This window comes from Paenibacillus sp. A3M_27_13, from assembly GCF_024213315.1.
Classification (GTDB): Bacteria; Bacillota; Bacilli; order Paenibacillales; family Paenibacillaceae; genus Paenibacillus; species Paenibacillus polymyxa_B.
This window is the reverse complement of sequence record NZ_JANAVE010000003.1, coordinates 564,708-576,295: the sequence shown is the minus strand read 5'-3', so window position 1 is coordinate 576,295 and position 11,588 is coordinate 564,708. Positions and strand designations below refer to the sequence as shown.

Here is an 11,588-nt window from a genome sequence, read left to right as displayed (position 1 = left end):
CCTCCTTAATATTCGGGATTTTGCAAAATTCAATGCTGCCCACCTTGCCGTACTCAGCCTTTTGGTAGGTCACTCATTGAATTTTGCAAAATCCTCCGTTGCCGGAATAAGGCTATTTTCCCAAAGCCTCTTCCAGGTTATTCTGCAATACAGAAATGACCTCCACGGCGTACTGCCCTTTGCCGTGAGAGGTCACCGATTACTATATCTTATCCAATTACCTTAACCTATTCTATTATAAAGGGATTTTTCTCAAGCGTCTACGCGAGCCATAACAGCATCGACCAGGTGGCTGATTCTTTGCTCCGCGTCTGACAGCGAGGAACCGCGTACCGCAAAGTATACTTTGATTTTTGGCTCCGTTCCCGAAGGGCGCAGGCAAAACCACGAACCGTCCTCCAGTAAAAATTTGAGTACATTTTCCTGTGGAAGTCCGTCCAGACCTTGTGAGTAGTCCAGTACCTTGTCTACCTTCACGCCTGCAATCTCTTGAGGCGCGTTGCTACGCCAATCGGTCATTTTGCCCTGAATTTGTGCCACTCCATCCTTACCCTTAAGGGTACGAGACTCCAGCTTCTCAAGGAAGTAGCCAAACTGCTCATACAGCTCTTGTAAAACATCATAGAGCGTCTTACCTTGTGTGCTGTAATAAGCAGCAGCTTCAGCGATCAGCATAGCCGCCAAGACAGCATCCTTATCGCGAGCATAATTCCCTGCCAAATAACCATAGCTCTCTTCATAGCCAAACAGGTAGGTGTACTCGCCAGTTTCGTCAAACTGGTTCATTTTCTCGCCAATATACTTGAAGCCAGTTAGCGTGTTAAACACAGTTGCTCCAAAATGTTCGGCAATGACTGCGCCCATTTCGCTGGTTACGATGGTTTTGATAACCGCCCCATTATTCGGAAGCTTGCCTGTTTCTTTCAGCTGATTCAACAAGTAGTAAACCATGATCGCGCCAGACTGATTACCGGACAATACCACATATTCGCCATCACGGTTTTTCACAACTGCACCCATACGGTCAGCATCAGGGTCTGTTCCGATCAACAGATCCGCACCAATTTTCTCACCCAGCGCGATTGCCAGTTTAAACGCATCACGTTCTTCCGGGTTTGGCGACTTGACAGTCGAAAACTCAGCATCTGGCAGCTCTTGCTCAGGCACTATATGCACCTGTTCAAAACCGATCTTCTTCAGCACACGACGAACCGGTTCATTTCCAGTACCATGGAGAGGTGTAAACACAACTTTGAAGTTTTTGCCAGGTCCGGCTGCAATCAGCTCACGGTTCACACTCACACTGGCTACCGTATCTACAAACGCTTCATCTTCCTCTTCTCCAAGCCAAACCAACAATCCCTGTGCCTCAGCTTCTTCACGTGTCAGACTGCGAATGTCGGCAAAAGAAGGAACCTCACGGATATAACCAATTACCTGTTCAGCTTGATCAGGAACAAGCTGACCCCCTTCATCGTTGTATACCTTGTATCCATTGTACTCAGGAGGATTGTGACTCGCTGTCACAACAATCCCTCCACTGGCTCCCAAATGACGTACACTAAACGAAAGCTGTGGCGTTGGACGCAAGGAAGGGAACAACTTAGCCACGATACCATTGCCTGCCAGCACCAAAGCTGCATCCAGAGCAAATTCTGGTGAAAAATGACGCGAATCATGTGCAATGACAACCGAAGGTTTGCCTTCTTTACCAGCATGCTGTTCTAAAATATAGCGAGCCAGCCCTTGAGTCGCACGTCCAATGACGTAACGGTTCATCCGGTTACTTCCTGCCCCGATCACTCCACGCAGACCGCCTGTACCAAATTCCAGCTCTTTGTAAAAGCGATCCTCCAGTTCCTGCTCGTTGCCTTCCAATGCGCGCAACTCCTGTTTGGTCTCTTCATCAATATAAGGGTCTTGCAGCCAGCTCTCAATGCCTTCTAATGCTTTTCTACTCAACTGCGTCATACGGAATTTCCCCTCTCCATTTTTGGGTTGTCAAAACAGGATTTCTATGTACACATGCACTCAGTTCAGACGTCGTGCTTATGTCGGCAGAGCTTTATTTATTGGGGAGGGTCAGATAAAGCAAACATAATTTCGCCCTCAGCTACTACCGTATCGCCTACTTTAGCCGTAGCTTTCCCTTTGCCAAATGCGCCTTTGGAACGAGTGATTTCCACTTCAAGCGTCAGCGTATCCCCAGGAACCACCTGTCCACGGAAACGGAAACCATCCAACCCTGCCAAGAACCCGATTTTGCCACGATTGCTCTCTAGATGCAGTAATGCGACAGCCCCAACTTGAGCCAGTGCTTCGGTGATCAACACACCAGGCATAACGGGATACCCCGGAAAATGTCCAATGAAATGAGGCTCATTCATCGTTACATTTTTAATGCCCACTGCTCTTTTCCCTTCCTCCAGCTCAATAATACGATCCACCAATAAAAATGGCGCTCGATGTGGGATAATCTCCTGAATTTGATTAACATCCAATTGCAATTTGTCCATTTACCTTAATAACTCCTCCCGCTTGCAGGTTTGACTCTGTATCAGTCATGAGTTACTGCAAGCATAATATTACCCCGCCTGCGCTGCATAAAAACAGCTCTTGGCGGCAACAATGTTAGATATCCTTCACCTACTGCAGAAGTGGAGGTTGAGATAAGGGGCTTTTTCCGCCGGTTATGCAACCTGAGGCGCGAAGAAGCCCTTTTGCCCGTGCTTGGTTTTACCCCGCAGTGTTATAAACTTCCCCATCATTATACAGTTATCAGATACAAAAAGAAAATTACGCGGAAGTACCATATTGGGTGCTCCTATTATGGGGGTGAAGCGAAGTTTCATTTGAGCCAAGGGGGGGAGGGGCTACGTGATTTATTTGATCTTCCGATCGCTGTTGCCCCTAAATTTTTTCATTTTATAATACCTGCAAGGTTAAAATTTAGGGGCAAAGGCGAACGCTATCGCTTCTCCAGATTCAAATAAACCCCTCCGCCGAGTTACTTTTGGCTCAAAAGGAAAGCCTCGCTTCAATAATACTCGCTTGCCGTGAAGGGCAGTGAAACAACCGAAGGCCTCTGCGATTGTGTCCAATGGCTGCAAGCTGCCCGTCACTGCATTTGAAGGCTCCTGCCTGAAGGCATAACAAAACCCTGCGCCACTGGCACAGGGTTTTGTTATTCTATACTCCCCACACAAATTGCGGGGGGGGTTATTTTAATAAAAGTGGCCCTGATGGCGGGTAGCAGCGGAGCGAAGGATTTGAATCTGGAGAAGCGCGAGCGTTCGCCTTTGCAACGGGATTTTTACATCTGAATAATTTATAAAATAAGAAAATCCCGCTGCAACAGCGATCGTATGATCAAATCATTCGCGGAGCGACCTTTTCCCGCCCCCACTCATTTAAAGTAAACTAAGGCGCAAATATAAGATCAATCACATGCTGCCAGGTTTTCCATTCGAATACACCTGACAACCCTTGCTTACCTACAATTACATATCCTGCAATTAAGCCGCCTAACAGCGAGAACAGGAGCAGCAACGGAACTACGAAATAACGAGCAGTACGCCAGCGGGACTTCGTCTTTTCAGGCACCGGACGGGAATCAGATTGTTCTTCTTTCATCACCAAATCCTTAAGCCCTCAGATTGTTGGCCAGGTTCATCATCGTATCACTAGAAGTTAATGCCCGTGCCGCCATTTGATACATCCGCTGAACTTGCATCATATCCGTCATTTCGCCCGCTAAATCCACATTAGATTCCTCAAGATAACCGGAACGCACAGATACGTCCGCTGGAACAGCACCTGCCACACCTGCAGCTCCGAATACATTTGCCTCTGTTATACCATTCAACAACACGAACAGGTTATCATCCCGCTGTTCCAGTCCTTCTGGACGCTGTACATCCATTAGCTTGATTCTCTGACCAACTGTCGGAGCCCCAGTTCCATTAGCACGAATCAGCAATTCGCCATCCGAGTTAATAGCCACCTTGGAACCCGCTGGAGCAGTCACAGGAACATCATTGTTATCCAGCACGGAATAACCTTCAGCAGTGGTCAACATCATCGTCGCACTATCATTCGGATCAGGAACAAAATGAAAGCTACCGTCACGGGTCCAAGCTTTTTGCCCATTTCCCTGAACTTCAAACATGGCATTACCTTGAATCGCCAGATCGGTAGGAAGTCCCGTCTCCTTGAGCGGACCTTGCTCCATATTTTTCATGATTGCGGCCGTTTTAACTCCGTAGCCCAAATTATAGCCGAGCGGCATGGCCCGTCCATTTTGGAGATACGTTGAAGGCTGTTGCTGCACATTGGCCAATACATCTTCAAAGGAACCCTGTTTACTCTTATAACCCACTGTATTGATATTAGCAATATTATCGGCAATTAAATCCAAACGCTGCTGCACACTGGCCATAGATACCATTGCGCCAATCATGGAGTTGTTCATCACTTACCCCCTGTTATACACGGCCTACTTCATTAACGGCCTTGTCCAAGCTTTTATCATAAAATTGAATTACCTTCTGATTCGCCTCATAAGCTCTTAACGCAGCCATCATATCCACCATGGACTGTGAAGCATCTACATTAGATACCTCCAGATAACCTTGACGAACGGATACAGCATCGTTAGCAGTCATCATTCTAGCTGTAGCACCGTCAGTATCATTCAGGCGAAAATTCCCATTGCCCTCACGAACGAGCTGGTACGGACGATCAATGACACTAATACCGAGCGTCGTCCCCAATGTCTGGTTGGACTGGCTATCTACCAATTCGCCCCGCTCATTTACTTTAAGCTCTGAGACAGCCCCCGTCAATTGAATCGGGTTTCCATTCGTATCCAGCACCGCTGAGCCAGTCGATGAAAGCAATGCTCCCGCTCCATTTACTTGAAAATGTCCATCACGTGTATAACGAACGTTACCATTACTGTCCCGCACCGTAAAAAACGCTTCTGGACGGTAGGTGACTTCACCGTTAGCATTGATGAATTTCCCTGCCTGATCAAATGCCATAGGTTGACCAGTAGCTGGGTCGTTCACATTAATATTGGACTGTATCGCAAAATCCGTCGCTTGTCCACTGTCCTTTAATGCTCCCTGAATGTAAGGGGAGAGGCTTTCCTCAGCAAAAACGCCAGTATTGAGCTTGCCGACCGTACGGTCCGGGTTATCAGGGTTACCACCCGTCATGGAAATAAGCATTTCGGGGAAAGAACGCTGAACACTGTTCTCCTGTTTGTATCCCGTCGTATTCATATTAGCAATATTTTGCGTCACGGTGTCATGGCGTCGTTGTTGTGTCATCAATCCGGCGGCCGCAGTATATAAACCTCTCAACATGTATCGTGCACCCCAATCCTATACTCTGCTAAAATCATATGCTCGCGCGGAGGCACGAAAGCCAAAATGCTAGGCAACCTGTCTGACCGCACACGAGTCTCTTATAGTCACTATCGGCAGATTAGAACTTTTTCTTAACCACATGATCCAAATTATCCAGCATAATTCCTGTACCTTTAACAACACAATGCATCGGATCTTCGGCAACCAGTACCGGAACACGCAGTTCTTCAGCAAGCAGCTCGTCCAATCCGCTAAGCAAGGCGCCGCCACCAGTCAAAATAACACCACGGTCAATAATATCAGCTGACAGTTCCGGTGGGGTCTGCTCCAATACAAACTTGGCCGCAGCAACAATCGCCGATACAGGATCTCTAAGCGCATCCTGCACTTCATCCGCAGAAATACTTAATGTTTTAGGCAATCCGGATACCATATCCCGTCCACGGATGTCCATCTCTGCACGACGTCCGCTCGGATGCACGGTTCCAATAGCAATCTTGATATCCTCAGCCGTACGTTCGCCGATCAGAAGCTTGTACTTCGTTTTTACATATTTCATGATGGCTGTATCAAATTTGTCCCCTGCCATTTTAATGGAAGAAGCTGTTACGACATCCCCCATAGAGAGGACTGCAACGTCAGTCGTTCCGCCACCAATATCCACTACCATGTTGCCGCTAGGCTCAAAAATATCCATTCCTGCCCCGATGGCAGCCGCTTTTGGCTCTTCCTCCAAAAATACTTCCTTGGCCCCGCTACGCTCCGCCGCTTCACGAATCGCTTTTTGCTCCACTGAGGTAATGTTCGTCGGCGCACAAATTAGAATACGAGGGTGGCTGTACCAGCTTTTTCCCCCTACCCGATTGATAAAATATTTTAACATCGCTTCTGTTACTTCAAAATCGGCGATGACACCATCACGTAATGGACGGATGGCTATGATATTACCAGGAGTACGTCCCACCATACGGCGCGCTTCCTCTCCGACAGCCAGAACTCTTTTTGAATCGCTTTCTATCGCGACAACGGAAGGTTCGTCAAGAACAACCCCCTTCCCTTTGACGTGGATAAGCACGTTGGCCGTACCGAGGTCGATACCGATATCATTACTGAACATATTAAAAAGGCCCCCAAAGTGATATTTTAAAAAGCTAAGATTCGACAAGAAGCGGCAAATATATGTATAAACCTACGGTTACATGTCATTTTTCGTCTTGTACCATCTTTTAACATATCATACTTCAGGGGGTTGATTCAATGGCTTTGCCAGCCAATTCACTATATATTTTTAGGACTTGCCAGAAACGAGAATCTCCCTTCGTTTGCCACTCGTTTTTTTGTACTTAATTTTCGTCGCTTCTCCTCCCCGCAGATGGCGGATGGATTTATGGTATTCGAGAATGTGCTTCACCTGATCGGCAAGATCCGGGTTGATTTCAGGCAGCCGTTCGGTCAGATCTTTATGCACCGTGCTCTTGGAGACACCAAATTCCTTGGCAATCGTACGGACCGTATTCCTTGTTTCCACGATACAGCGACCGATTTTGATGGTCCGTTCCTTGATGTAATCGTGCACGCTCCCGCCTCCCTACTGTGGATAGTTTGGTACATTATATGAGGAGCGTGCCTATATATTCGCGGTTTGGCGGGAAGACATGCTTCCGAAGGCCTATTTATTTGGCAAAAGCAGCTTATGTTTACCTTATGCACAAAAACTACACAAGAAAAAAGCAGGGAATGTGGATTCCCCGCTTTGCATGCAAAGCCATGACCAAATTTATTTTTTAGGAAGCAGACCAGCTGGATTTACAGGCTTGTCATCCTGATACACTTCAAAATGCAGATGTGTTTTCAAATCCTTTTCAAGCTCGTTACGACCCGCTGAAGCAATCACATCGTTTTGTTTCACTTGATCGCCTTCTTTTACTTTCAGATCACTCAAGCTTTGGTACACCGTTTTGAGATTATTATCATGCGTGATTTCTACGACACTACCTACCAGCGGATGTTGTTCCACACGAGATACTTTGCCACTCAGGGCGGCTCTTACTTCAAACGCCTGATCGTCGGCCCGGGAAAGATCAATCCCAGTGTTAGCGGTAAATGTTTTATCGTACTCTACCATAGCTGCCGCCTGCTCATCAGCGGTCGCGTTCTCATCAAAGAACGGCTTTACGACCTGTACTGCGCCAGCATCTGCTACTGGCCATGCGATATTTTCCGACTGGGCAACTACTTCCACGCTTTCTGGCTGTTGTCCGTTAACATCGGTGTTCACTGCACTTGTGCTTTGTACCGATGGACTAGCTGGGTCAGGTTTGAAAGACTTCTGGCTGGCATCCTGATAGACCCACACTAAGGTTAGTATAATGGCTGCTGCGGCAATGTAGGCTGCCGGGTATGCCCACCTTTTGGACAACAGCTTTTTCCACGAAGACGGCCGTGAAGCTCTTCCACCCTGAAAGGTTTTGGGTGTTTCTTCATGGTTTTGGTTCTGGTTTTTATTTTGTTCATTCATTTGCTCATCACCTCAGTAACCAGTGTTACCGGGTGCAACTCTTTTATACTTCAAAGTTTCGAAATATTTACTAACTTAGAATACGAGAGGCTTGCGCAAAAGAAATGCCAGTATAATAGTGAAGGAGAATTTGAGTGGCAGTATGACCTTCCTTGGCCATTCCATTGGCTCCCCACTGACTCATACCAACACCATGACCATAACCATAGGTTGTTATAGCAATCCGATCCCCTTCAGCCTTCCACGTAAACTCAGCCGAACGCAGCCCCAGTTTGTTACGGATTTCCGGCCCTGTAAAGATTGAACCACCAACCTCAATCTTCTTGATGCGATGTCCTTCTGTCTTAGAGAGTATACGAATCTCTGGCATTCTCCCTCCTCCAGTAGAAGCAGCTATCGCAGTACGACTCAACCCCAATCTATCGAACACACTCTGACGACTCAGTGTGACGGTTTCTGTATAACGTGGGGCCAACTGCTTGTCCCATGGACTTGACACACTTCGTAAATAGGGCACTGCCTTCGCCCATACATCCTCTGAATTTTCGGTGTAGCCATTGCTAGTAGAAAAAAAAGAGGCCGTAATGGGCTTGCCTTCATATACCATGATCGTATCCTTGGTGTCTCGTACAGCCTGCTGAATTTTAGCCAGCTCTGCGGATTTACCAGAGTGCCCCCATTCTCTAGTAAGTTTAGCTTTAGAGATATAAGCCTGATGTTTAACAGTATCCGTCACATCTGCTCCCGCCGGGGCACCGCTGGTGTCATCAGCCAGCAAACGCCGGGCAATGAAGGTACGCGCGGCAATGGCCTGCGCTTTCAGTGCCTCGCCCTCGAAGCTGGGCGGCATTTCGGCGGCTACTACGCCGACAATGTATTGCTCCAGCGGTAACGTCTCCGTGCGACCGGTAGACGTGACGTACACACGCACGTCCGGCTCTGCCACCACCGGCACGCTGCGCGTTGGAGCAGCGGGCACCGCCGGTATCGGCGGGACACCCGGCAGGCGCGTGACGGGCGTCCCGCCCTTTGCCGTTACGCTAGGTGCAGCCGGTGCTGCCGTGCGACTGCTCGGTGGCACCGGCTGCGCCGTCTGGCGAGGCCACGCCATTAGCGCGGGCACAGCCATGGCAAGCACCAGCACCCCTGCCATGGCGGCGAATGGCAGCCATGGGCGGCGGCTGCCCCAGCGCGGGGCACGCCCGGCGGAAGGACGCAGGTGCGGTAGCGGCACCTGCAGCGGGCTTGCAGCGCGTGTGTCATGGACCGCTGCTCCAGCAATAGGCAAAGCCGTATCAACAGAGTTCACAGCGGAAGGCACGACTGTTGTACGCCGATTGGGCTTGACGCCAATCGGCAATGTACCTCTTGTGTCCGGCTGCTGTTGCATAAGCTTATTTTTCTGTAACGAAGTAGCTATAGAGCCAGAGCGTTCCTCCGCAAGTGAAGCCTGGCGATGTTCCTTAGGATGATGAATGGGTATACGGATGCGAACCTGTGAATCTTTCATAGGCTGAAACCTCCATCAAAGGGCTAAGTGTCCGGCTGGAAGTACTGATATACTCCAGCAGATATTTTCAATCATATGAAGTCGTCCACTTTGATAGAACCGTTTTAAGAGAACTGAAAGAATGAAAAAAACTGGTTGCAAACAACAAAAAAACCAAGCCCTTTCGGACTTGGTTCCTTATTGTTCAAGAATATACTTATGCAACATGAAGCGACATACGTTAAAGCTTAGGCGAGGGAAGGCTGGATCTTCTTAAACAGATTTCCCGACGTCTCTTCCGGCATTACGCGCTCTGTACTGGGCGAATGATTCAGTTTGGACTCTTCCACGGTCACTCTGTAAATGTCCGCTCCCAATCCAGTCAGCTTCTCAGCCAAATGAACGTAACCGCGATCGATGTGATGTACGCCGGATACCTCCGTTGTACCTTCCGCAATGAGTCCGGTCAGAATTAACGCAGCACCTGCACGCAAATCTGTAGAGGTTACTTTCGCACCTGTCAGCTTAGCATTACCAGTTACAATGGCGGAACGACCTTCAACCTTAATTTCCGCATTCATGAGATGAAATTCATCCACATGCATGAAACGATTTTCAAACACGGTTTCCGTAATAATGCTCGTTCCTTCAGCGGCAAGTTGAAGTGCCATCATCTGAGACTGCATATCGGTAGGAAAACCAGGATAAGGCAATGTTTTAACATCAACGGCCTTTAACGGCTTATCTGCAATGACACGAATTCCGTTCTCATCAGGTTGAATGGTTACACCCATTTCTTCCATCTTGGAAATAACCGGTCCTAAATGATCGGATATTGCGCCTTCTACATATACGTTCCCGCCTGTGATCGCAGCAGCAACCATATAAGTACCTGCTTCTACCCGGTCGGGAATGACCGTATGTTTTACACCATGCAGCTTCTCAACGCCTTCAATACGAATAACGCCCGTGCCCGCACCGCGTACTTTGGCACCCATTCCATTCAGGAAATTTGCGAGATCAACAATCTCAGGTTCCTTAGCAGCATTCTCGATGGTAGTTACGCCCTCAGCAAGAGTAGCGGCCATCATAATATTCTCGGTTGCTCCTACGCTGGCTACATCCAAATAAACTTTAGCTCCACGCAGACGCCCGTTACTTTTAGCTTCAATAAAACCTTGGCCCAGGCTAATCTCCGCGCCCAATGCCTCAAAACCCTTCAAATGCTGATCAATTGGTCGCGTTCCGATTGCGCATCCGCCTGGAAGCGAGATCCTTGTACGTCCCAAACGTGTAAGCAGCGGCCCCATAACCAAGAATGATGCGCGCATTTTCCTAACCCACTCGTAAGGGGCTTCACAGGAAATTATCTTCCGCGCGTCAACACGAATGACCTCATCTTGGTATGTAACGCCTGCTCCTAAGGACTCCAGCACTTTGTTAATGGTCATCACATCGTCTAGAGGAGGTGCATCAATAATAACACTTTCTCCTTCTTCTCCTAGCAGAGAAGCGGCGATGATCGGCAGAACTGAGTTTTTGGCTCCGCTGACTTTGACACTCCCGGTCAATCTGTTGCCACCGCGGACGATAAATTTGCTCATCTATGGTTCCCTCCGCGCGTCATTTCCCTTTTCCATTCTGGAAAAAAAGAACATATTCCGCTATTTTCATGCCTTGCTTTTTCATTACATAAAAAAACAAGATTTTACTAATACCCTAACTGCCATCATACCACTGATTAAAACAAGTATACAAGCGTTTTTTGTACTTGACGACCATTGTACTCTAACTGATTCAGCCAGCTATACATGTATGGTTCTTTTGTTTACCATTGTTAACAATATGACGCGATGTTATTCGACAATTCCCGCAGAGACACAGTCATAAGGTCATATAACCCGCCCACTTCATGTTAAAACAAATTCTAGAGCATCTGACTCCAAGAAATGTAGCTCAACAGGAACCCAGAAACCAACTGTCCCAAAATTATAGCAAGAAACAAGTGTAGCAATCTGCCTTGCGGTCCTTTGGGTTGCCGGATTAACAAATCCAGCTTAAAACTCTGTAAAGCCCACCAAGCTAACGCTATACAGATGAGCGACACGATCATGGAGATCAGCGCGGTCATACTCGCCGATTGACTTAGCTGTTCAGCCAATTGCTGTTTCCCGTTCAACCATAATTCCTCCCATCTGCGTCACAGACT

Annotated in this window: 11 protein-coding genes; all 11 read right to left on the bottom strand. The window is 47.9% G+C overall.

The features are described 5' to 3' along the window. Positions 1 to 252: 252 nt before the first annotated feature. The 11 genes from NLX82_RS15610 to NLX82_RS15560 all read right to left on the bottom strand — a co-directional run bounded on the left by NLX82_RS15610 (position 253) and on the right by NLX82_RS15560 (position 11,558). Positions 253 to 1,971 (bottom strand): phospho-sugar mutase, encoded by a 1,719-nt coding sequence (locus tag NLX82_RS15610; RefSeq protein ID WP_254348499.1) that lies wholly within the window; start codon positions 1,969 to 1,971, stop codon positions 253 to 255. A gap of 98 nt (positions 1,972 to 2,069) precedes the next feature. Next, positions 2,070 to 2,516, bottom strand: coding sequence for a 3-hydroxyacyl-ACP dehydratase FabZ (fabZ, locus tag NLX82_RS15605; RefSeq protein ID WP_013312312.1), 447 nt, complete (start codon positions 2,514 to 2,516; stop codon positions 2,070 to 2,072). Positions 2,517 to 3,420: 904 nt separating this feature from the next. After that, positions 3,421 to 3,633, bottom strand: coding sequence for a DNA-directed RNA polymerase subunit beta (locus NLX82_RS15600; protein ID WP_028542171.1), 213 nt, complete (start codon positions 3,631 to 3,633; stop codon positions 3,421 to 3,423). 10 nt (positions 3,634 to 3,643) lie between these two features. Further along, on the bottom strand, positions 3,644 to 4,471 hold the full coding sequence (locus NLX82_RS15595; protein ID WP_023990701.1) for a flagellar hook-basal body protein: 828 nt from the start codon (positions 4,469 to 4,471) through the stop codon (positions 3,644 to 3,646). 13 nt (positions 4,472 to 4,484) lie between these two features. Then, a complete protein-coding gene (locus NLX82_RS15590) occupies positions 4,485 to 5,369 on the bottom strand; it encodes a flagellar hook-basal body protein (RefSeq protein ID WP_023990702.1) in 885 nt (294 codons plus the stop codon). A gap of 121 nt (positions 5,370 to 5,490) precedes the next feature. Then, the gene (gene mreB / locus NLX82_RS15585) at positions 5,491 to 6,489 is read right to left on the bottom strand and encodes a rod shape-determining protein (RefSeq protein WP_013312317.1); all 999 of its coding nucleotides are present in this window, start codon (positions 6,487 to 6,489) and stop codon (positions 5,491 to 5,493) included. Positions 6,490 to 6,660: 171 nt separating this feature from the next. Beyond that, positions 6,661 to 6,948: a sporulation transcriptional regulator SpoIIID gene (gene spoIIID / locus NLX82_RS15580; protein WP_007432737.1), complete on the bottom strand. Its 288-nt coding sequence runs from the start codon at positions 6,946 to 6,948 to the stop codon at positions 6,661 to 6,663. A gap of 201 nt (positions 6,949 to 7,149) precedes the next feature. Further along, on the bottom strand, positions 7,150 to 7,890 hold the full coding sequence (locus NLX82_RS15575; RefSeq protein WP_013312318.1) for a M23 family metallopeptidase: 741 nt from the start codon (positions 7,888 to 7,890) through the stop codon (positions 7,150 to 7,152). Between the two features lie 70 nt (positions 7,891 to 7,960). Then, entirely contained in the window at positions 7,961 to 9,400 is a 1,440-nt protein-coding gene (spoIID, locus tag NLX82_RS15570; RefSeq protein WP_069080912.1) for a stage II sporulation protein D, read from the bottom strand. A 227-nt stretch (positions 9,401 to 9,627) separates the two neighbouring features. Further along, positions 9,628 to 10,983, bottom strand: a complete 1,356-nt coding sequence (murA, locus tag NLX82_RS15565; RefSeq protein ID WP_028542175.1) for a UDP-N-acetylglucosamine 1-carboxyvinyltransferase — start codon at positions 10,981 to 10,983, stop codon at positions 9,628 to 9,630. A gap of 323 nt (positions 10,984 to 11,306) precedes the next feature. After that, on the bottom strand, positions 11,307 to 11,558 hold the full coding sequence (locus NLX82_RS15560) for a DUF1146 family protein (RefSeq protein ID WP_013312321.1): 252 nt from the start codon (positions 11,556 to 11,558) through the stop codon (positions 11,307 to 11,309). Positions 11,559 to 11,588: the final 30 nt, after the last annotated feature.

Excerpts from the sequence above, each read along its gene's own strand:
- NLX82_RS15610 (WP_254348499.1), bottom strand. The coding sequence starts at position 1,971 with ATGACGCAGTTGAGTAGAAAAGCATTAGAAGGCATTGAGAGCTGGCTG.
- fabZ (WP_013312312.1), bottom strand. The coding sequence starts at position 2,516 with ATGGACAAATTGCAATTGGATGTTAATCAAATTCAGGAGATTATCCCA.
- NLX82_RS15600 (WP_028542171.1), bottom strand. The coding sequence starts at position 3,633 with ATGAAAGAAGAACAATCTGATTCCCGTCCGGTGCCTGAAAAGACGAAG.
- NLX82_RS15595 (WP_023990701.1), bottom strand. The coding sequence starts at position 4,471 with ATGAACAACTCCATGATTGGCGCAATGGTATCTATGGCCAGTGTGCAG.
- NLX82_RS15590 (WP_023990702.1), bottom strand. The coding sequence starts at position 5,369 with ATGTTGAGAGGTTTATATACTGCGGCCGCCGGATTGATGACACAACAA.
- mreB (WP_013312317.1), bottom strand. The coding sequence starts at position 6,489 with ATGTTCAGTAATGATATCGGTATCGACCTCGGTACGGCCAACGTGCTT.
- NLX82_RS15575 (WP_013312318.1), bottom strand. The coding sequence starts at position 7,890 with ATGAATGAACAAAATAAAAACCAGAACCAAAACCATGAAGAAACACCC.
- spoIID (WP_069080912.1), bottom strand. The coding sequence starts at position 9,400 with ATGAAAGATTCACAGGTTCGCATCCGTATACCCATTCATCATCCTAAG.
- murA (WP_028542175.1), bottom strand. The coding sequence starts at position 10,983 with ATGAGCAAATTTATCGTCCGCGGTGGCAACAGATTGACCGGGAGTGTC.